17 protein-coding genes and 2 pseudogenes are annotated in these 19489 nt (G+C 69.0%); 9 read left to right on the top strand and 10 right to left on the bottom strand.

What is annotated here, in order from left to right; translation table 11 throughout:
- Positions 1-202 precede the first annotated feature (202 nt).
- Positions 203-892: a bile acid:sodium symporter gene (locus tag ACFYOY_RS47440; RefSeq protein ID WP_351904215.1), complete on the bottom strand. Its 690-nt coding sequence runs from the start codon at positions 890-892 to the stop codon at positions 203-205.
- Positions 893-1240: 348 nt separating this feature from the next.
- The gene (locus ACFYOY_RS47435; protein WP_388594227.1) at positions 1241-3007 is read right to left on the bottom strand and encodes a helix-turn-helix domain-containing protein; all 1767 of its coding nucleotides are present in this window, start codon (positions 3005-3007) and stop codon (positions 1241-1243) included.
- A gap of 299 nt (positions 3008-3306) precedes the next feature.
- Here ACFYOY_RS47435 and ACFYOY_RS47430 point away from each other — a divergent pair, with 299 nt between their 5' ends.
- From ACFYOY_RS47430 to ACFYOY_RS47400, 7 genes are all read left to right on the top strand, one after another.
- Positions 3307-4809, top strand: coding sequence for an aldehyde dehydrogenase (locus ACFYOY_RS47430; RefSeq protein WP_388594225.1), 1503 nt, complete (start codon positions 3307-3309; stop codon positions 4807-4809).
- A gap of 104 nt (positions 4810-4913) precedes the next feature.
- Positions 4914-6308, top strand: a complete 1395-nt coding sequence (locus ACFYOY_RS47425; protein WP_351904207.1) for an MFS transporter — start codon at positions 4914-4916, stop codon at positions 6306-6308.
- Positions 6309-6310: 2 nt separating this feature from the next.
- Positions 6311-7501 (top strand): FAD binding domain-containing protein, encoded by a 1191-nt coding sequence (locus tag ACFYOY_RS47420; RefSeq protein ID WP_351904204.1) that lies wholly within the window; start codon positions 6311-6313, stop codon positions 7499-7501.
- A 58-nt stretch (positions 7502-7559) separates the two neighbouring features.
- A complete protein-coding gene (locus ACFYOY_RS47415) occupies positions 7560-8030 on the top strand; it encodes a hypothetical protein (RefSeq protein ID WP_351904202.1) in 471 nt (156 codons plus the stop codon).
- A complete protein-coding gene (locus ACFYOY_RS47410; protein WP_351904199.1) occupies positions 8027-9001 on the top strand; it encodes an amidohydrolase family protein in 975 nt (324 codons plus the stop codon). Before ACFYOY_RS47415 ends, ACFYOY_RS47410 begins: the two co-directional genes overlap by 4 nt.
- Before the next feature lie 164 nt (positions 9002-9165).
- A complete protein-coding gene (locus tag ACFYOY_RS47405; protein WP_351904196.1) occupies positions 9166-10524 on the top strand; it encodes an MFS transporter in 1359 nt (452 codons plus the stop codon).
- 15 nt (positions 10525-10539) lie between these two features.
- A complete protein-coding gene (locus ACFYOY_RS47400) occupies positions 10540-11208 on the top strand; it encodes a VOC family protein (protein WP_351904193.1) in 669 nt (222 codons plus the stop codon).
- Here the strand turns inward: ACFYOY_RS47400 and ACFYOY_RS47395 are convergent.
- Positions 11192-11473, bottom strand: a pseudogene (locus ACFYOY_RS47395) (glycoside hydrolase family 2 protein); the annotation flags it as partial. The gene ACFYOY_RS47400 and the pseudogene ACFYOY_RS47395 overlap by 17 nt on opposite strands.
- Between ACFYOY_RS47395 and ACFYOY_RS47390 the strand changes: the two are divergent.
- Positions 11445-11957, top strand: a complete 513-nt coding sequence (locus ACFYOY_RS47390) for a hypothetical protein (protein ID WP_351904255.1) — start codon at positions 11445-11447, stop codon at positions 11955-11957. The pseudogene ACFYOY_RS47395 and the gene ACFYOY_RS47390 sit on opposite strands and share 29 nt — an antisense overlap.
- A gap of 56 nt (positions 11958-12013) precedes the next feature.
- On the opposite strand, the gene ACFYOY_RS47385 is transcribed toward ACFYOY_RS47390, so the two are convergent.
- From ACFYOY_RS47385 to ACFYOY_RS47375, 3 genes are all read right to left on the bottom strand, one after another.
- Positions 12014-12703, bottom strand: a complete 690-nt coding sequence (locus ACFYOY_RS47385; RefSeq protein WP_351904190.1) for a glycoside hydrolase family 16 protein — start codon at positions 12701-12703, stop codon at positions 12014-12016.
- 406 nt (positions 12704-13109) lie between these two features.
- On the bottom strand, positions 13110-13805 hold the full coding sequence (locus ACFYOY_RS47380; RefSeq protein ID WP_351904187.1) for a FadR/GntR family transcriptional regulator: 696 nt from the start codon (positions 13803-13805) through the stop codon (positions 13110-13112).
- A 414-nt stretch (positions 13806-14219) separates the two neighbouring features.
- A complete protein-coding gene (locus tag ACFYOY_RS47375) occupies positions 14220-14615 on the bottom strand; it encodes a hypothetical protein (protein WP_351904184.1) in 396 nt (131 codons plus the stop codon).
- Positions 14616-14752: 137 nt separating this feature from the next.
- Here ACFYOY_RS47375 and ACFYOY_RS47370 point away from each other — a divergent pair, with 137 nt between their 5' ends.
- On the top strand, positions 14753-15406 hold the full coding sequence (locus tag ACFYOY_RS47370; RefSeq protein WP_351904181.1) for a class I SAM-dependent methyltransferase: 654 nt from the start codon (positions 14753-14755) through the stop codon (positions 15404-15406).
- Positions 15407-15467: 61 nt separating this feature from the next.
- Here ACFYOY_RS47370 and ACFYOY_RS47365 read toward each other — a convergent pair.
- The 4 genes and pseudogenes from ACFYOY_RS47365 to ACFYOY_RS47350 form a co-directional block, all read right to left on the bottom strand.
- Positions 15468-16100, bottom strand: a pseudogene (locus ACFYOY_RS47365) (transposase); the annotation flags it as partial.
- Between the two features lie 176 nt (positions 16101-16276).
- On the bottom strand, positions 16277-17098 hold the full coding sequence (locus ACFYOY_RS47360) for a carbohydrate ABC transporter permease (protein WP_351904178.1): 822 nt from the start codon (positions 17096-17098) through the stop codon (positions 16277-16279).
- Positions 17095-18045 (bottom strand): sugar ABC transporter permease, encoded by a 951-nt coding sequence (locus tag ACFYOY_RS47355; RefSeq protein ID WP_351904175.1) that lies wholly within the window; start codon positions 18043-18045, stop codon positions 17095-17097. The genes ACFYOY_RS47360 and ACFYOY_RS47355 overlap by 4 nt, the downstream gene beginning before the upstream one ends.
- Before the next feature lie 11 nt (positions 18046-18056).
- Entirely contained in the window at positions 18057-19442 is a 1386-nt protein-coding gene (locus ACFYOY_RS47350) for an extracellular solute-binding protein (protein WP_351904172.1), read from the bottom strand.
- Positions 19443-19489: the final 47 nt, after the last annotated feature.

Here is a 19489-nt window from a genome sequence, read left to right as displayed (position 1 = left end):
ACCCCCCAGGTCATCCCTGCGACAGGGGGGAACAGTCATGCCGGGCCCGGAGGCCAGCGGTCCTCTTGCAGGACCGCGAAGAAGATAACGGGGGGTCGGAGCGGGGGCCGACGGCCGGGGCAGGCGTGTGGGGAGTGGACTGCGTCGTTGTGCCGCGGAGGGCGGTCGGCCAGCGGCGGGCCAGCCATGCACAGACCACGAGCTAGAGGGTGTGGTACAGCATCACGAGCAGTACGGTCATGGCGACCCGGCTCGCCGGAAACAGCACGAAGACCGTGGGCAGCCCGCTGGCCAGGCTCTTGGCGGCGCCGCAGAAGACCGCGGTCACCCGATCCTCCCGGTACAGGTGCAACATCCGCGCACAGCGGTCGGCCAGGAGCAGGACGACACACAACAGCAGCACGCACAGTGCGCCGAGCAGCACCAGCCGCGCCGACGACACGCGCTGCCAGATGCCGGTGGTCATACCCCGGCTGAACGCCGAGTAGATTACCAGCAGAATCGAACCCCGGTCACAGATGCTGATCAGGCCGCGGTACCGGCCAAGCCATTCGGCGATCCAGCGCCGTACCGCCTGCCCCGGGAGGAACGACAGCAGCAACTGCACGACAATGTCGCCAAGTTGGCCGAAGCCGAACGGGATGCCGCCGCCCTCGGTTCGCTGTATCAACAGGACCGCCAGCGCAGGGGTGAGGACAACGCCCAGCACCGTGGAGAACGACACCGAGCACAAGCCCGCGGCCACGTTGCCGCGTGCCAAGGAGGTGAAGGCGATGGAAGACTGGACGGTGGACGGCAGCACGGCCAGGAAGAGCACACCGGCGGTGAGCTCGGCACCGAGCATCCGGTCCGGTAGCAGGGCGATGGCCAGCGCGACCAGCGGGAAGGCCACGAACTCAGGGCCAGGACGGGCAGATGCAGCCGCCAGTGCCGTACGCCCTCCAGCGCGGCCGACGGGGCGTGTTCCGCACCAGGCAGGCCGGGCGCCCTTCGTCGGAAGGGGCGCCCGGCCTGTGCTGTTCAGTGCAGTGGCGGCACAGTAAAAGGAATTTCTCCTTATCACAATCATCCCTTGGGGAGCTCAATCGACCGTGAGGCTCCTGAGCGTCGACGGCCACCAGGTCCGGCAACAGGTCTGGGCACGCACACGTACGGGGCACTGCTGGCCGAAGCGAGATTCGTGTCGCAACGACACAGGGAGACGACAGCCGATTCCACCATGCGGCTCCTTCGCCCCCGGTCAGGCCGGCTGTCCGCCCTCGGCGACATCCAGGAGCAGCAGGGCCGCACTGACCTCCACGATGGTTGTCGGAGCGGAGAGGTCGATGTCGGCCACCACTTCGATCCGCCGCAGGCGCTGGCTCACCGTATTGGGATGGACGTTGAGCCTCTGCGCGGCCTCGGTCCTGCTGAGATCACTGTCCAGGTAGACGCGGAGCGTCCGCAGTAGATGAGTGCCACGCCGCAGATCGTGCTCCCGAACCGCCGCCAAGGTACGGTCGGCGAAGGCCACCAGCTGCCGGGCGTCGTTGAGTTGCAGGAGCAGACCCGCGACGCCGAGGTCCTCCGGCGTCACAACGATGTCGGAACGCCCCGTGCGCAGCGCCACGTTGAGCGCTCCGCGGGCAGTCCGGTACGCCTGCCGGACGGTCTGTCGCTCGGTGGCGGACACCGCCACGGTTGCTCCCTCGGCGCCCGGAACCGAAGCCATCGCGCGGCGTATCGATGAGGCGACGGCGCCCATGGGCTCCGCCCTTCCGGCCGCGCCCGCTGCCGCTCCCGTACGGGCCCCGTCCAGGGGCCAGAGCGCGACCATCGCTCCCTGGTGCATCGCGACGAGGGGTCTCGGTCTGTACGTGGCAGCCAGCTCGGACACCAGAGTCAGTGCTCGCTGGTAGGCACGGGGACGCCGGGATTCGGTCGCCACCTCGAGTTGGCCGACGAGGGCGGCGTGGGGCCGGGACAAGTCGTGCCCCAGTCGGTCGGCGCGCTCCCTCAGCGGGCGGGATTCGGCAGCCGCACCGCTCAGGATGTCGGCGAGCAGTTCGCCGCGCAGCCGGTGCTCGACCTCGGTTCCGGTGCGCAACCGGAACAGCTCGAGCGATACCACGATCGAGGCGTGTTCGAGGGCGCGTTCGTCGAGTGTTGAGAACTCCTCAGCACCGCGCGGCAGCCACAGCCGGGCGACCACCTCACCAGCCAGCCGAACGGTGGCAGCGACATGGCCGCCATGCTCGCGGACCAGGCCGGTGCCGAGCATATGCGGCTCGGACATATCCTCCTCCAGTGGCAGCGCCGCTCGGACGTCGGCGCCCGGCAACTCCGCGAGAGGGCCAGTGAGGGCGAGCACGGTGCCCCGCGCGTCCTCGACGAGTACGGGCCGCGACACGAGTTCCGCCAGCGTCATGACGATGCCGTCGAGCCCGCCGGCCCGGAGCGCGACCGACAGGAGGCGTTCGTGGATGCGTTCTGATTTTGTCAGCAGGTCGCGCTGGCCGCGAAGCGAGGTGGTCAGCTGCTGAAGTTCCTCGACCATCCGTGCCGAGGTGAGCGCGATCGCGGCGTGATTGGCCAGCAAGGTGAGCCGCTCGATCTCGTGATCGGTGAAGTCGTGGGCGACAGAGTGGTAGCTGTTGAGCGTGCCGACCACTTCGCTGCCGGCGACCAGAGGCACCGAGAGCATCGACCGGTAACCCTGCTCCTTCGCGACCCCGCCCCATGGCGTGAACTGCGGCTCCCGGGCGATGTCCCGCACCGCGACGGGCTCACCCGACCGAAATGCCTGACTCGACGGTGCGTGGTGAAGACCGTTCCCGAGCAACCGCACCGGGCGGTCGGAGTTGACGCGCGCCACGTACTCGGCCGACAGTCCGCTCCATCCTTCGATCACGAGGTTCCGCCCGGAGCCGTCGGGGATCAACACTCCGCAGAAGTCGAACCCCAGCAAGGACCGCGCCGTGTCCGCGACGAGGTCGAGGACCTCGCGCAGGCTTCGTCCGGAACTCACCGCGGTGCTCAATGCCTGCACGGCCTCGAGCCAGCGCCGCAGCTCGGCGTGCGACTCGCTTCCGCTCGACCGGGCAGGGCCCGCACCTTTCCGTGACAGCGTCGACATGTATTCAGCATGGCACGGACGAGAGTGTCGCTGAAGACATACATCAAGCTCGAATATATCTCCCCGGACATAGAGATGCGTGAACCGTGTCCCCATACTCGACCGCACGCCACTGCATCGGGGCGCGGACACGGCTCCCCTTCCCTGCCGCGCCGAAACATGCAGCCCTGTGCCCGTCATAAGGACAGCCCATGAACCAGACCAACACCCAGCGCCCTGACACAGCCGCGCCACCGGCCGACGGCGTCGCTCGCCGCGATAGGGCGATCATCAACCCGGCCACCGGCGAGGTGATACGCACCGTCCCGGACAGCACGGTCGCCGAGGTGGACAAGGCGGTGGAGACGGCGAGGACGGCCTTCGATTCCGGTCCGTGGCCACGCATGCCGCGCAGTGAGCGAGCCAGGCACCTGCTGCGCTTCGCCGACGCGATCGAGGCACACACCGAGACGCTGTTCCAGCTGGAGACGCGGAACAATGGCCGTCCCATCACCGAGACCAGGGCACAGCTCGCCCGCGTCCCGGAGTGGTTCCGCTACAACGCGGGCCTGCTGGCCGCCCAGCGGGACGCGGTCCTGCCGGGCGACGGCCCTTACCTCACCTACCAGCGCCGGTCACCGCTCGGCGTGTGCGGGATCATCACCCCGTTCAACCACCCGCTGCTGATCCTCGCGCGCAGTCTGTCCGCCGCGCTGGCCACCGGAAACACCGTAGTGATCAAGCCCTCCGAAATGACGCCGCTGACCACACTGGCTCTGCTCGGCATCCTGCGCGATGCCGGACTGCCCGAGGACGTCGCCATGGTCGTCACCGGCGGGCGCGAGGTGGGCGAACGGCTGACCGGGCATCCCGACATCGCCAAGATCACGCTGACCGGTGGCACCGAGGCCGGACGGGCCGCGGCTGTCGCCACGGCGGCCCGCTTCGCCCGCGTCACCGCGGAGCTCGGTGGCAAGACCCCGATCGTCGTCTTCGACGACATCGACCCGCTGGTCGCCGCCGAGGGGGCGGCGTTCGCGGCCTTCGTGGCGGCCGGCCAGTCCTGTGTCGCCGGTTCGCGGTTCCTCGTCCAGCGCGGCAGCTACGACGCCTTCGTCGAGGCGCTGAGCGCACGGGCGTCGGCGATCCGGATCGGCGACCCCGCGCAGCCGGGAACCCAGCTGGGACCACTGATCAGCAGGGTCCAGCGGGACAAGGTCCTGCGTCTGATCGCGACCGGTGCGCAGGAGGGCGCCCGGATCACCGCCGGCGGGGCCATACCCGACCTGCCGGCCGAGCTCGGCTCCGGCTACTACGTGCAGCCCACCGTACTGGCCGACGCCACGATGTCCATGACCGTCACCCGCGAGGAGATCTTCGGACCGGTCACGGTCGTCGTGCCCTTCGACGGGGAGGACGACGCGGTCGCGATGGCCAACGACAACCGCTTCGGTCTCGGGGCCGGCGTCTGGACCCGTGACATCGGCCGTGGTCACCGCGTCGCGGACCGCATCACCGCCGGAATGGTGTGGGTCAACGATCACCATCGGCTGGAGCCGTCGCTCCCGTGGGGCGGGATCAAGGAGTCCGGCACCGGACGGGATGCCGGCCAGGAGTCCTTCGACGACTTCACCTGGGTCAAGACCGTCGTGGTGCGCACCTCCGCCGACGACGTCGACTGGTACGGCAGCACCGAGCCCGGCCGTCTCAACTGACCGGCTGTCCCACGGCGCTTTCCTCCCCTCTCCCCCCCTCCAGAGGCTCCCCCCTCGTTCCCACGACGACTTCCGTCCGGCAACGTCCAACGAAGGACCCGCCCATGTCGAATACACAGGTCGCCCGGCCCGCTCGCGGCTGGCGCGCGGAGATCACCCGAATGCAATGGCTCGTCCTGCTGGGGACGACGATGGGCTGGGCCCTGGACGGCTTCGCCGGAAGCCTCTACGCGCTGGTCCTCGGCCCGGCCATGACCGAGCTGCTGCCGCACAGCGGCATCGGGGTGAGCCCCGACGGTATCGGGTTCTACGGCGGCCTGACCGTGGCCCTGTTCCTCACCGGCTGGGCGGTCGGCGGGCTCCTGTTCGGCATGCTCGCCGACTACTTCGGGCGGGTCCGGGTGCTGTCCGCCGGCATCGTCACCTACGCGGTGTTCACCGCGCTGGCGGCGTTCGCCGACACCTGGTGGCAACTCGGTGCCTTCCGGTTCGTCGCCGGGCTCGGCTCGGGCGTCGAGGCCCCGGTCGGGGCCGCGCTGGTGGCCGAGGTATGGCGCAACCGCTACCGGGCGCGGGCCTGCGGCGTGATGATGTCCGGCTACGCGGCCGGCTTCTTCATCGCCGCGCTCGCCTACCAGCTGCTCGGCGACCACGGCTGGCGGCTGATGATGGGCATCGCGGTGGCGCCCGCCCTCCTCGTGTGGTTCATCCGCCGCTACGTTCCCGAGCCCCCGGAGATCCGGGGCGCCATCGCCGCACGCCGGATACGGAAGTCGCAGGGCCAGGTCACCGAGGCGGACCGGTTCGTCCTGCGCCGGCTGCTCGCCGCGCCGCTGCTGAACCGGACGGCGATCTGCACGGCGCTGGCCACCGGCTCGCTGATCGCCTTCTGGAGCGTGTCGACCTGGTATCCCCAGATCATCCGCCAGGTCGCCGCCGACGACGCGCTGTCCCCGGACACGGCCAACAGCCATGTCGCGGTCGCCTCGATGCTGTTCAACGCGGGCGGCATCCTCGGCTACGCCTCGTGGGGATTCCTCGCCGACGCGTTCGGCCGGCGCAAGGCCTTCGCCATCAGCTTCGCCGTCTCCGCCGTGAGCGTCTGCTATCTCTTCCCCTTCCAGCACGGCTACGGCGAGTTCCTGCTCGCCCTGCCGGTCGTCGGATTCGGCCTGTTCGGGGCCCTGTCGGGCACCTTCGTCTACGGTCCCGAACTCTTCCCGCCCAGTGTGCGAGCCACCGGCATGGCCCTGTGCAACAGCATCGGGCGGATCATCACCGCGGCCGGCCCGCTGGTGGCCAGCGTCATCGCCGCCTCGTGGTTCGACGGAGACCTGGGCCTGGCGACCACATGTGTCGCCGCGGTCGGACTGATCGCCGTGGCCGGTCTCGCCTTCGCACCGGAGACACGCGGAGCCGAACTCCCCAGCGACCCCATTGCCCCCGGCCCGGTCCAGGCGCAGCCGCGGACCAGGCCGATCACCAGCAAGGAGATGTAGACATGAACGCGTACGACGGCGCCACCGCGGCGGTCATCGGCGGGTCGATCGGCGGGTTGACCACCGCCCTCCTCCTGCGCGACCTGGGCTTCACGGTCGACGTCTTCGAGCGGACCCCCACCGCCCTCGACGGCCGCGGCAGCGGCATCGTGCTACAGCCGGACACCCTGCGCTGGTTCACCGAGCGCAGTGACCAGCATCCGGAGAACCTCAGCACCTCCACGGACTGGGTCCAGTACCTGGACACCGACAACCGCATCGTGCACCGCGAGCGGCGGACCTGGAGCTACACATCATGGGGCACGTTCTACCGCGCCCTACTCGGCGACTTTGGAACCGACCACTACCATCTGGGCGAGTACGCCTGCGGATTCGCCCAGGACGACCGGTCCGTCACCGTGCGGTTCGTGAGCGGGCGTGAAGTGACGGCGGATCTGGTGGTCTTCGCCGACGGAATCACCTCCATCGGGCGCCGGCGCCTCGACCCGGCCGCGGATCTCACCTACTCCGGCTACATCGGATGGCGCGGAACGGTCCCGGAGAAGGATCTGTCCGAGGGCACCCGCGAGCTGCTGAAGGACTCCATCACCTACACCGTGGTGCCCCACTCCCACATCACGCTCTACCCGATCCCCGGCGAAGGCGGTACCGGGCCACAGGACCGGCTCATGAATTACGTCTGGTACCGGAACGTGCCCGAGGGCCCCGAGCTGTCCGAGATGCTGATCGACAAGCGCGGCTTTCCCGGCACGGTGTCGATCCACCCCTCCCAGGTCCAGGACCGCTACGTGGACGAGATGCGGGACGCCGCGCGGCGGATGCTGTCCCCCGCCGCGGCCGAGGTCGTGACCTCGACCGCCGCGCCGTACGTCCAGGTCGTCTCCGATGCGCGCGCGTCCCGGATGACCGACGGCCGGGTGGCCCTGATCGGTGACGCGGCGTGTGCGGCCCGGCCGCACGCCGCGGCCGGCACCGCGAAGGCGGCGGCCGACGCCTGGGCCCTGGTCGCCGCGCTGCGGGAGGCGGAGGGCGACGTCAGCGCCGCCCTGCGCAAGTGGGAGCCGGTCCAGCTCGAACTCAGCGCCCGGCTGCTGGAGCGGGTCGTCTCCATGGGCGAGCGGTCCCAGTTCGCGAACACCTGGACGCCCGGCGATCCGAGCCTGCGGTTCGGTCTTTACGGCCCCGGGCACTGACCCCACCGCGGACCCGGGCGCCCCCCGACCCACCACCGACCACACACAAGGAGCCACAATGACCAGCGAGAACTTTCTCGCGGACCTGCCACTGGCCGGCGACCTCGTCGCCACCGGGTTCGACGGATGGACCCGGGAGCTACGTACCGAGTTCGAGGCGCACTCCCACGACGGCCGGGTCGGCTCCCGGCTGCTGAGCCAGACACCGCGGGTGCGGGTCTGGGAGATCCGGCTCGCCCCCGGCGAGCGCTGGCACGCCCATCGGCACGTCCTGGACTACTTCTGGACCGCGGTGAACGCAGGCCGCAGCCGCCAGCACACGCACGACGGCACGACCCGGGAGGTCTCCTACGACGCCGGGGAGACCCGCCACTTCACCTTCGGCCCGGGCGAGTACCTCCTGCACGACATCGAGAACGTCGGCGGCACCGAGCTCGTCTTCACCACCGTCGAACACCTCGACAGCGCCAACACGCCGCTGGACATCCACGGCCACGGGCCGGACGCCCGGCAGGAGCCGCGACCGTGATCAGCACCCCGCTCGCCCAGGGCGTCATCGACGTCCACGCCCACTGGCTGCCCACCGAGTTGTTCGGCCTCCCCCCGGGGGCCCCGTACGGGCACATGCACGACCGCGACGGCCAACTCCACCTCGGCGACATGCCGCTGTCCATCCCGACCCGGGCGATGAGTGACGTCCCCGCCATCCTCGAGGACATGCGCGCCGCGGGGGTGGGTGTGCGGGTCCTGTCCGCGCCGCCGTTCGCGTTCCCTGTGGCAGGCGGGCCGGGGGGCGGTGCGTATGTCTCCGCCTTCAACGACGCGCTCTCCGTCGTGGTCTCCGATGCCGATGGCAGGCTCATAGGGCTCGGCATGGTGAGTCTCGACGACTCCAACGAGGCTCGCGCCCAGATGGAGCGGCTGGCCGGGACCGACGGCATCGCCGGGATCGCGATACCGCCGCTGCTCGCCGGCCGCTCCCTGGACCAAGGCATGCTGCGCCACATCCTCACCGACGCCGTGGATCTCGACCTCGCCGTGCTCGTCCATCCGATGCAACTGCCCCGGCCGGAATGGTCGGAGCACTACCTCCCCAACCTCATAGGTAACCCCGTCGAGAGCGCCACCGCCGTCGCCGCGCTGCTGCTGGGCGGCATCAAGGAGGAGCTGCCGGGGCTGCGGATCTGCTTCGTGCACGGCGGCGGTTGCGCACCGGGGCTGCTCGGCCGGTGGACCCACGGCTGGCACACCCGGGCCGATGTGCGCCGCCACTCGACCCGGCCGCCGGACGAGGTCTTCGGCGAGCTGTTCTTCGACAGCGTCACCCACGATCCCGCACTGATGGGGCTGCTGGCCGCGCACGCCTCCGAGGGCGGTGTCGTCTGCGGGAGCGACTACCCATTCGACATGGCCCAGCCGGACCCCGTCCGCTTCGCCACCGACCACGGACCGGATGCCGGAACGCTCACCGCCAACGCGCGGGCGTTCCTCGGCCTGTGACGGGTCCACTGCGCCCCACCTCACTCACCTGCGGCACCCCACCGTGACCGGCCCATACGTGCCCGCCCGGCGAACGGCGTTCGCCGGGCGGGGACGGGCACGACGCGACGCCGTTCCCTCCCCCGCCGAGACAGGCGGACAGCCGTTCCGAGAAGGGAACCCACATGTCAGACTCCTCCCTGGCCGAACGCCAGGCCGTCAGAAAAGCCCTGAGACGCCTGGGCCCGCTGGTCCTGCTCCTCTACACGGCCGGTTACCTCGACCGGGTCAACCTCGGGACCGCCGCGCTGACCATGAATGCCGACCTCGGCATCAGCGCCTCCGCCTTCGGCTTCGCCACCGGGATCTTCTCGGCCGGTTACATCGCTCTGCAGGTCCCCAGCAACCTGGCACTCAACCGGCTGGGGCCACGGCGCTGGCTCGGTCTGCTCACGATCTGCTGGGGCGTCGTCGCCGTGCTGACCAGCCTGGTCCAGGGCGAGAGCAGCCTCATCGCAATCAGAATCGCCTTGGGCGCCGTCGAGGCAGGCATGCTCCCCGGCATGCTGATGTATCTGACGATCTGGTTCCCACCGCGGATGCGCGGCCGGGTGACCGCTCTGGTCTGCCTGCCGTTCTACGCGATCCTGGGAACCCCGCTGTCCGCGGCCATCATCCAGTACGCCAACGGCGTACTGGGCGTGGCGGGATGGCGGTGGATGTTCCTTCTTGAGGGAGCGCCGACGATCATCATCGGTCTGGTGCTGCTGCGTTTCCTGACCGACTCTCCGGCGACCGCCACCTGGCTCACGGAGCCGGAACGGGCGGCCCTGCTGGAGGTCACCGCGGCCGAGACCGCCATGGAGAAGCAGAAGATCCGTTTCAGCGACGTTCTGCAGCGGCTGCGCGACCTCCGCCTGATCACCCTTTCCGCGGGCGTCAGCCTCCTATGGGTCGGTTTCGCCGCCATCACCGCGTTCCTTCCGCTGATCATCGCCGGCTTCGCCCAGCAGGCCCACACGAAGCTGAACGTGGTCCAGACGGGTCTGCTCTCCGGGGCCGTCTACATCCCCGCGACACTCGTCGCCATCTTCTGGGTGTCCAGCTCGGACCGGCGCAACGAGCGGGTACGGCACGTGGCCTGGGGTGCGCTGCTGGCCGCCGCCGGCACCGTGCTGGCCGCCAACGCCACCGACCTGTGGCTGACCCTGCTCGGTACGGTCCTGCTCACGTCCGGTATCTACGCCGCTCTCTTCCTTATGTGGCAGATCCCGGTCGGACACCTGCGCGGACCCGTCGCCATGTCTGTCGGCATCGCCCTCACCACGATGCTCGGCAACATCGGAAGCTTCCTGGCGCCCTACATCGTGGGATGGCTGCGCGACGCTACCGGAAACTACAACAGCGGCCTGTACTTCATCGCCGCCTCGCTCATCGGCTGTGCCGTCGTCACCGTGGCCGGCAACCGGATACGGCCGCGCACCACCACCTCCCGCACACCCACCCCGCACCACGGCGACGCCGAAAAAGTCACCACCCACTGAAGAAGGACGAACACCATGCTCATGATCGACCACATCTCGCTGGGGTCCCGCAACATCTACGCCGGCACCGAACAGCTCTGCGCGGAAACCGGGTTCGGACAGTATGAAGGGGGCTGGTTCCCCCACCTCGGCATCGCCAACCGCATCGTCCCGCTCGGACCGGACCAATACATCGAGGTGGAGAGCGTCATCGACGCCTACTCGCCGCAGACCAACCCCAACGCCCGCTGGTTCTACGACCAGATCGAAGGCGGCGACGTGTTCATCGGCTGGTGCCTGCGGGTCGACTCACGCGACGAACTGGAGGAGCTGGCCGAGCACTTCGGCACCAGCACCATCGACAAGCCGCTGCGCAAGCGGACGGACGGCGTGCAGCGCAACGCCATCCGTGTTCCCGAGACGATCCCCTGCTGGCAGCGGGGGGTGCCCAACGTGTTCCTGATCGAGGACCTCGCCGAGCACCCGGCGGCACAGCCGCGCAGCGGGCAGCGGAACACACCCCAGGGAATCATGTGGATGGAGGTCGGCGGCACCGAGGCGGACATGCGTGCGTGGCTGGGCGATGGCGCCGCCGACCTTCCCTTGAAGTACAACGGCGGGCGGCCCGGTCTGTACGCGGTCGCTGTCGCCACGGACGAGGGTGAGGTGGTGGTCCGCCGCACGGCGGTTACCGAGCCTCGGTGACGTGCGTGAGTCCACTGGATCCCACACCGCGCCCGCACGTGTACGACGGCCAGGACAGACCGACGGTGCGGGATTCACCGGGCAGCAGCCAAAGATAGTTGTCGCTGTACAGCGTCGGCAGCACCCGGCGGCCGTGGGCTTCCTCCAGCAGGGACAGCCGGACCATGGCGGCCACCGCCGATCCACGGTTATGGATCACCGCCGTCTTCTCGTGACGGTCCCCGGAGCTCGGCACCTTGGTGATGTCGCCGGTCAGCTTCACTTGCCCCGATGTCGTCTTCGGCCCCGACGCCTTCGGCCAGTTGAAGCTGCGCAACCCGGCGATCGGCGGTGTCGGCGTTGCGGAATGGTACGACCACGGTCACCTCGGCGAGCAGGGCGAGCTGTTCCCAGATGTGGACCAGGTGTCTGCGGAGGGTTGTGGCCGTGGCCTTGGCGTGGAAGACCGAGGCCAGGGTGCCTGTGGCCCGCAGCAGGTTGTGGGACATGGCCCACAGAGTCAGCGAGGCGGCGTTCGCGTTGAACTTCCCCGAAGGCAGGTGGGCCAGGGGCCCGGCTTTGCCGTCGGCGATGACTTGCTCGATGACCGCGTGGTGATGGTGCTGTCGTTCGGCCTGGAGCGTTTCGAAGGGACCGTCGGTGAAGATGGGGTGGTAGCGCCAGACGACTGCGCCGAGAGCGGGGGCAATTCGGCTCTCCCCGGCCAGTCGCCCGACTGCTCGGTGGTCTGGGCGGCAGAGGCCGCGTGATGAGGGTCGCCCCGCGTGTGGATGCGCGCCGCACGGGCGCGCATCCACGGGGGGTATCAGCGCGGCAGGGTTGTCGAGTCGATGTAGGCGGTCGTGGCAACCTGCGGCTGCTCATGAGCGGGTCCGTCCAGCGGGTCCCAGGAGTTCGTGTACCAGACGTTCTGCATGAAGGCCGACGGCTTATGGGGGATGCGGTCCGCCGGGCCCCGGTAATCCCACAGGATGTTCTTGGTGCCGTCGTCGTTGTACGTCCAGAAGGTCACCGAACCGGGCTGCCAGTCGAACATGTACGTATGGAACTGGGTCGCTGAATTGAAGCCTTCGATCGGCGTGACGCTGTCCGGGCTGTTCTCGCCCTCCTTGGGGTCCGTGCACTCCCCACCGAGCTGGGTGACGAAGCAGTTGTAAAGGACTTTCCCGGTGTGCATGTCGATCGCTCGGGAGATCTTGCGTACCTTCCCGGTCGATTCGCTGTAGTCGGTCCAGATCGTCAGCCACAGCACGTGGGGCTGGGCGCACAGGACTTCGACGTCGATCTCGTCGTTGTCCGGCACGCCGTTGCCATTGGCGTCGGAATGGTCCGAGGCGTAGGTGAACGTTCCCGTGACCACCCCGACGCGTCCCTGGTCCGTACAGTCCGCCGTACGGACACGGGTGCCGTAGGTTCCGTATCCGTAGCTCTTGTCGTTACTGGCGATCTCCACCCCGCCCCCGGGGCCCGCCGCCGGCTTGGCGTGGAGCCGCATGCGCAGCGCCTTACCGTCCTCGGCTCCGGTATGGGAGACCGGTTCGGGACTGCCGCCCGACGCACCCGTGCTAGAGAAGTAGGGAGAGTCACCGGTCCAGTTCTCAACGACGAGTGGTGCCGCACTTGCGGGGGCGGTACAGACGACGAAAGCCGCCACAGCGGCTGTCACCGCTAACCTGCGGCCGGTGCGTGGCGTCCGGGGGCTCATAGGTCTCCTCGGGTTTGGGGGTTCCCGGTGTGTGTAGCCCGGCACATCCGCCGGTCTACGGGTATTGGAGTGAGAAGGGCTCGGTCCCGTGGGGTGGCGGGGGGCGCCGTGGCGGCAGCCCAACTGGGGTGAGTGCACGATGGCGTACACGACCGCTGGTCCCGCCCCCGACCATGACACGGCAACTTTACCCGCCCTACGTGTCGCGATCACCTCGGGACAGGTGCTGACGCAGCCACTGCTCCGTCGTGCTCACATGCATCAGCGCCGCGGCCTCGGCCAGCGCGGAGTCCCTGCGCAGCAGGGCGGCGTAGATCGCCTCGTGCTCGGCGATGGTCCGGTCACCGGCGCGGTCGTCGACCATGCCGCGCCAGACCCGGCCGCGTACGGTGCGGCTGGAGATGCCCTCCAGCAGCGTGGCCAGCGTGCTGTTCCCGGCGGCTGCGATCACCGCCCTGTGGAAGGCGGCGTCGTGCTCGTTGAGCAGCTCGACATCGTCGCGGGCGGCCTTCATCGCGTCCAGATGGTGCCTGACCTCGACGAGGTCGTCGTCGGAGATCCGGGTGGCGGCCAGGCTCGTGGCAACGGGCTCGAAGAGCCTGCGCACTTCGGTCAGTTCGAGCAGGGTGTCCCCGTGGAGCAATTCCACCGCCGAGCCCAGCCCCTTAAGCAGCAGCGCGGGCTCCAGACTCGTCACATAGGTCCCGTCGCCCCGCCTGACATCCAGGACCCGCGCGACAACAAGCGCTCTGACCGCCTCACGCATCAGATTCCTGGACAGACCGAGCTCCGTGGCCAGCTGTTGCTCGGGCGGCAGCTTGGCACCCGGCGGCAGTGCGCCGGACTGGATCAGCTCCCTGATGCGGGCGATTGCCTTGTCGGTCAATGACATAGGCGGACTCCACACTCCCTGCTCACGCCATGCCACGCTAACAGGACCTCCCATGTTCCAAAAGGGACGGGAAGCCCTTCATGGGCACCCAGCTCGCCGATGGCCACACTCTTCGGCCGTCACCTGCGAAAGCGTGTTCCTGCCGACGATCCATAGCTGGTGATCCGACTGTGCGCGAATGAACACATCCCATGTCACGGCCTCGATGCGGCAGGCCCGCCCCTGTCCGCGGAGGGGAAGCTCCTATAGATCGTCGAGCGGTCTGCAGGAGCAGTGCCGTGGTGGGGATCATGTGGGGCAGGTGGCGGGAGATCTCGCGGGCGACGAATCGCTTCAGGCACCGGATGATGTCCTTCTTGGCCATGCCTTCGGCGGTGCGTCGAGCGACGTATTCGCGGGTGCGCTGGTCGTACTTCATACGGACCAGCACGATGGTGTGGAGGGCGTCTTGACCGCGCTCTTGCGGACTACCCGTAGGGCTCGTATCGCTGCGACGATCCCGTTGCGGGCCTTCGGTACGCCTGCGGCCCGGCCGGACAGGACAGCGGTCGCCGCGGCGTATGCGTCGATGGCGAGGGTGGCGCGGTTGAGGGCGCGGCTGTCGAGGACGGTCATGGCGTTCTCAGGCCGCGGCTCGCTCGTGGGGCGGGCGTCGGCGCAGGTCCGTGCGGTTGAGGGAGGGGGTGTGTAGGAGACGTCCAGAGGGCTGCTGTCGATGCCGGACCGTCCGCCGCTGTGATGCGAGGCGTCAGCCGCCAGCCAGCGTTTAGACATCACGGTCCAGCACTCGAACAGCACCGCAAGGCTCACAGCTCCTCGCGGCACCGTTAACAAGGAATTGGGCTCGCCGGGTCGGTGTGACGGCGGGGTGTCTGCAGCGGTGGATGTCAGGCAGGTCAACAAGGTCGCGCCACGGCCTGTGAGTTCCCTGCTCTAGGATCGCCCGCATGGCCGAGCCCTCCTTTCTGACCGCTGTCCGGGAGTCGTACGACACGGTCGCTGCCGAGTACGTCGAACGAGTCCCGCCTCCAGCCGAGTTGGACCCGTTGTCCCGCGCGATGCTGGCGGGGTTTGCTGAACTCGTGCGGACGGCCGGTCTGGGACCAGTCGCAGACTTGGGGTGCGGCCCCGGCCGCATAACGGCGCACCTGGCCGGGCTGGGGGTGTCCGCCTTCGGCGTCGATCTGTCACCGAAGATGATCGGGCTGGCCCGCCACGCCTATCCGGACCTGCGGTTCACCGAGGGCTCGATGACCGCGTTGGAGACGGGAGACGACGAACTCGGCGGCATCCTGGCCTGGTATTCCACCCACCACACGCCCCCGCAGTGGCTGCCGGCGGTGTTCGCTGAATTCCACCGCACGCTCGCGCCCGGCGGCTTCCTGCTCTGGGGAGACTACGTCGGCAATGAACGGCTGCAGCCAACCCACGGCTATGGCCGTCCAGTGTCCTATGAGTCGCACCTTCTGCCCCTGGGCCACATGGTCGGCCTGCTGGGCCAGGCCGGACTCGTCGTCACCGCGCGACTGGAGCAGGAGCCCGGCGGACGGGTGAACAGACCGCACGCCTGCCTCCTGGCCCGCAAGCCCGGAAGGCCCTGACGGGGCAGGTTCCTGCGGCGAGGCCGCCCGTGCTGGGTCACTGACGATCACGGGCGGACGGTCAGACCGCGAGGTTGAGAGGGCGGGCGCCCCAGCGGATGCCTTTCTCGCTGCGGACCCGGGCGCGTTCACGACGTTGGGCGGCCAGGACGTCAGGATGGCGGGCGTTCTGGTCGCGCCAGTACAGGTAGCGGTACAACGCGCGGGTCCGGACCGTGTGGTTGGGGTAGTTCGAGTTGGCGAGGGTGAATTGCCGCAGCGGCCCGAAGTGCGCCTCGATCGGGTTGGCCCAGGACGCGTTCGTCGGCGTGAAGCAGAGCTCGGCCTTGTTCCTGGCCGCCGACCAGCGGATCTTGCTGCCTTTGTGGGCGGAGAGGTTGTCGAGGATGACGTGGATCGGGGCACCGTCCGAACGCGCCGCCCGGATGTTCTTGAGCGCGGCGAGGCTGTGGTCGGCTCCCTTGCGGCGCTGGTTGACACCCCAGAGGGCGTCGTCGCATACCGGGTAGCAGCCGTGGAAGTAGCGCACTCCGTGGGTGCGGTGGAAGGTGGCCGGGAGCCGGTCGGGCCTGCGCTGCCCGGCCCAGCAGGTCCCGGCGGTCGGGCGGATGCCGAGCGGGCCGAACTCGTCGGAGGCGAAGGTGCGGTCGGGTCGCTCGTTGAGGGCGTACTCGATGCGTTCCAGCTTGGCGTCGAAGGGCACACCATCGCCTCGATCAGCAACAGCTTCAACACCGGTGTCGCGGCTGCGGCGGCCGTGTGGCCCCAGGCCGACGGGTAACCAGTACCCGCGAGGACACAGGGACGGGGGTCGCCGCGCGGGCGCGGCGGCCCCCGTTCTCCCGTTCACTTCAAGCTCCAGGCACTCATTCAGCCCTTCACCGCGCCAGAGAGCATGCCGGAGATGAAGTGCCGCTGTAGGAAGACATACGAGGCGACGACCGGCAGGGCGACGATGATGGACGCGGCCGCCAGCACGGAGTACTGGGTAGTGTGCTCGCTCTGGAAGAAGGCCAGGCCGAGCGGCGCGGTGCGCTTGCTCTCGTCGGTGATCATGACCAGCGGGAGCAGGAACTCGTTCCAGGTCCACATGAACACCAGCATCGCCATCGTCAGCAGCGCCGGACGGCTGGTGGGCACCAGGATCCGCCACAGCAGCCGCCAGTCAGACGCCCCGTCCAAGCGCGCCGCCTCGATGACGCTGACCGGCACCGAGCGGAAGAAGTTGCGCATCCAGAAGACGCCGAAGGCGAGGGACTGGGCGGTTTGCGGGAGGATCAGCGACCAGTAGGAGTCGGTGAGTCCGGCGTCGCGCAGGTTGAAGTAGAGCGGGATGACGAAGGCCTCGGGCGGCACCATCAGCCCGATGAGGGTGACGTAGAAGAGGACTGATCGGCCGGGGTAGTCGAAGTGCGCGAAGGAGAAGCCCGCCAGGATCGCCAGGACGGCCGTTAGGAGCACCACCGACACCGCGACCAGCAGGCTTGACGTCAGATAGGTGGCGAAGTGGCCCTGACGCCAGGCGGTGGCGAAGTTGCCGAAATCCAGGTGGTGAGGCCAGGTGAAGGAGGGCCCGGATTCCGCGGCGGGGGTCAGCGCGGACGACACCACGCCGATCAGCGGCATCAGGGCCAGCGCGGCGAAGATGGTGAGGATGGCGTAGTTGAGCGCCCGTTCGCGGCCGGAGATCATGTCTCGTCCTCCTGTGGCTGGACCTTCGTGATCAGGAAGGTGAGAAGGAGGATCACCGCGGTCAGGGCGACGGCGATGGCGCAGGCTGAGCCGACCTGACCGGTGCCGAAGGCCCGGTTGTAGACCTCGTAGGCGGGCAGGCTGGTGGCGTTGCCCGGGCCGCCGTGGGTGGCGATGTACACCAGGTCGAAGGTGCGCAGGGCGGCGATCACGGTGAGGGTGAGCGCGACGGTGATCTGCCCGCGCAGTCCGGGCAGGGTGACGGCGAAGAACTCCCGCACCGCGCCTGCCCCGTCGAGCTTCGCCGCCTCGTACAGCTCCGCCGGGATCTGCCCGATGCCGGCGATGAACAGCACCAGGCACAGGCCTATCTCCAGCCAGGTCCCGATGAGTCCGACGGCGGGCAGGGCGGTGGAGAAGTCGCCGAGCCAGGGCCGCGCGACCGCCTCCAGCCCGATGGCGCGCAGCGCGGTGTTGAGCACGCCGTCGGGAGCGTAGATCGCCGTCCAGGCGGTGGCGGTCACGACCATGGCGACCACCTGCGGCAGGAAGATCATCGCGCGGAAGACGGAGACGCCGCGCAGCCGGCCGGCCCGCGTGGTGACTGCGGCGAGCATCAGGGCGAGCGCGATCGGGATGACGGAGAAGAACAGGATCAGGACGAAGGAGTGGAGGAAGCCCGCGCGCAACTGCGGGTCGCGGGCGATCTCGGTGTAGTTGTCGACCCCCGCCCATGTGGAGACGGAGATTCCGTCCCAGTGGAAGAGGGAGATCTGCACCAGCTGGCCGAGCGGGACCAGCAGGAAGACCGCGAGGACGATCAGGGCGGGAAGGGCGTAGAGGTAGCCCTTCCACTGGACGACGCGGCCGCGGCGCCGGACCGGCTCCCGGGTGGGGACGCCGGCCGGGCGCTTGCGTGCCGTCGGGCGGTGTGCGGTGGCTGCCATGAGGTGGGGGTCTACCTGCTGTTCTGGAAGGACGAGTAGTCGGACTGGAGCCGGGTGGTGAACGCCTTGGGGCTGAGATGTCCGGCGGTCAACTCCTGGACGGCGGCGGTGAGCGTGTCGTAGAAGCTCGGTGTGGTGTAGTCGAGGTAGGGAAGCAGTCCGTCCTTCTCGCTCACGGCCTTCCACCGGGTGAGGACGTCCGCGTCGACGGTGCCGGGTGTCGGCTTGTAGTCGGCCGGTGGAAGGGCCGGCAGGTTCCCGTGGGCGGCGGCGACCTTCATGCCGTTCTTGTTGACGAGGAAGTCGATGTACGCGGCGGCGGCGTCCGGGTGCTTGGACTTGGAGGTCACGGACCACGCGAGGCCCTCGCCGCCCTGGGTGAGCGGGGGCTGCCCGGTGGCGGGGCTGAGCGCGGTGAAGCCGACGTTCGTCTTCATCTTCGGGGCGACGACGGCCGACTGCCAGGTGCCCTCCACGAGGAACAGGGACTTGCCCTGGGCGAAGGAGGCGACGGCCTGGTCCTTGCTCTTGCCGTTGAATCCGGCGCCCAGGTACCCCTTGTCGGCCCAGCGGCGCAGCGTGGTCGCGGCCTTGAGGGTACCGGAGTCCGTCCACTTGGCGTCGCCCTCGTCAAAGACGAGCTTGCGGACCTCGGACTTGCCGGCGGCGAGGGCCTGGATGACGCCGAAGACGTGGATGCCGGGGCTCTTGTCGGCGTCGCCGTAGGAAAGGGGCGGCAGACCCGACGCCTTGGCCTTGGCCAGGGCGGTCTCGAAGTCGGCGAGCGTGGTGGGCAGGGAGAGGCCGAGCGACTTCAGCTTGGCCTTGTTGTAGTAGACGCCGACGATCTCACCGGTCTGCGAGACGCCGTACAGATTGCCGGTCTCCCAGGTTTTGCCGTCGGGGGTGAAGCGGTTGAGGTCGAGCAGCTGGGACGGGAAGGAGGTGTCCCAGCCGTAGGCTTTGGCGTAGCGGTCCACCGGCTGTAGCAGCCCGGCCTTCACGAAGGCGCCCATGTCGGGGTAGCCCTGGTTCGCCTGGACGACGTCGGGCGGGTTGGCGGAGGACAGCGCGAGTTTCAGGGTGGTCTTGAGGTCGGTGAAGGACCGGGAGACGCGCTTGATGGTGACGTTCGGGTACTTCTTCATGAACGCCTTGTTGAGCGCCTCGGTGGAGGCGTTGGCGCCCGGGTCGGTGTTCTGGTCCCACACGGTGAGGGTGACCTTCCCGGCCTTGGCGGGGTCGGTGGCAACCGGGCCGGCGGTCTTCGCGCCGGCGGCGGACGATCCGCTGCTCGGACCTGGGGAGCAGGCCGCGACACCGGTCAGGACACCGGTGGCCAGCGCCACCGCGGCGATGAGGCGCCGACGGGGGTGTCGTGGGGTTCTCTCGACCATGGGGTGGTCCTCCTAGTGCTGGGGGTGCGGCCGCCCGGGGCTGGGGC

This window comes from Streptomyces sp. NPDC007875 (assembly GCF_042868035.1).
Taxonomy (GTDB): Bacteria; Actinomycetota; Actinomycetes; order Streptomycetales; family Streptomycetaceae; genus Streptomyces; species Streptomyces antimycoticus.
The sequence above is the reverse complement of the archived record's forward strand: the minus strand, read 5'-3'. Positions and strand labels throughout refer to the sequence as shown.

What these genes read in the sequence shown, in the direction of transcription:
- ACFYOY_RS47400 (WP_351904193.1), top strand. Translation starts at nt 10,540, where the DNA reads ATGCTCATGATCGACCACATCTCGCTGGGGTCCCGCAACATCTACGCC.
- ACFYOY_RS47405 (WP_351904196.1), top strand. Translation starts at nt 9,166, where the DNA reads ATGTCAGACTCCTCCCTGGCCGAACGCCAGGCCGTCAGAAAAGCCCTG.
- ACFYOY_RS47420 (WP_351904204.1), top strand. Translation starts at nt 6,311, where the DNA reads ATGAACGCGTACGACGGCGCCACCGCGGCGGTCATCGGCGGGTCGATC.
- ACFYOY_RS47360 (WP_351904178.1), bottom strand. Translation starts at nt 17,098, where the DNA reads ATGATCTCCGGCCGCGAACGGGCGCTCAACTACGCCATCCTCACCATC.
- ACFYOY_RS47355 (WP_351904175.1), bottom strand. Translation starts at nt 18,045, where the DNA reads ATGGCAGCCACCGCACACCGCCCGACGGCACGCAAGCGCCCGGCCGGC.
- ACFYOY_RS47350 (WP_351904172.1), bottom strand. Translation starts at nt 19,442, where the DNA reads ATGGTCGAGAGAACCCCACGACACCCCCGTCGGCGCCTCATCGCCGCG.
- ACFYOY_RS47370 (WP_351904181.1), top strand. Translation starts at nt 14,753, where the DNA reads ATGGCCGAGCCCTCCTTTCTGACCGCTGTCCGGGAGTCGTACGACACG.
- ACFYOY_RS47385 (WP_351904190.1), bottom strand. Translation starts at nt 12,703, where the DNA reads ATGCGGCTCCACGCCAAGCCGGCGGCGGGCCCCGGGGGCGGGGTGGAG.
- ACFYOY_RS47425 (WP_351904207.1), top strand. Translation starts at nt 4,914, where the DNA reads ATGTCGAATACACAGGTCGCCCGGCCCGCTCGCGGCTGGCGCGCGGAG.
- ACFYOY_RS47415 (WP_351904202.1), top strand. Translation starts at nt 7,560, where the DNA reads ATGACCAGCGAGAACTTTCTCGCGGACCTGCCACTGGCCGGCGACCTC.
- ACFYOY_RS47380 (WP_351904187.1), bottom strand. Translation starts at nt 13,805, where the DNA reads ATGTCATTGACCGACAAGGCAATCGCCCGCATCAGGGAGCTGATCCAG.
- ACFYOY_RS47430 (WP_388594225.1), top strand. Translation starts at nt 3,307, where the DNA reads ATGAACCAGACCAACACCCAGCGCCCTGACACAGCCGCGCCACCGGCC.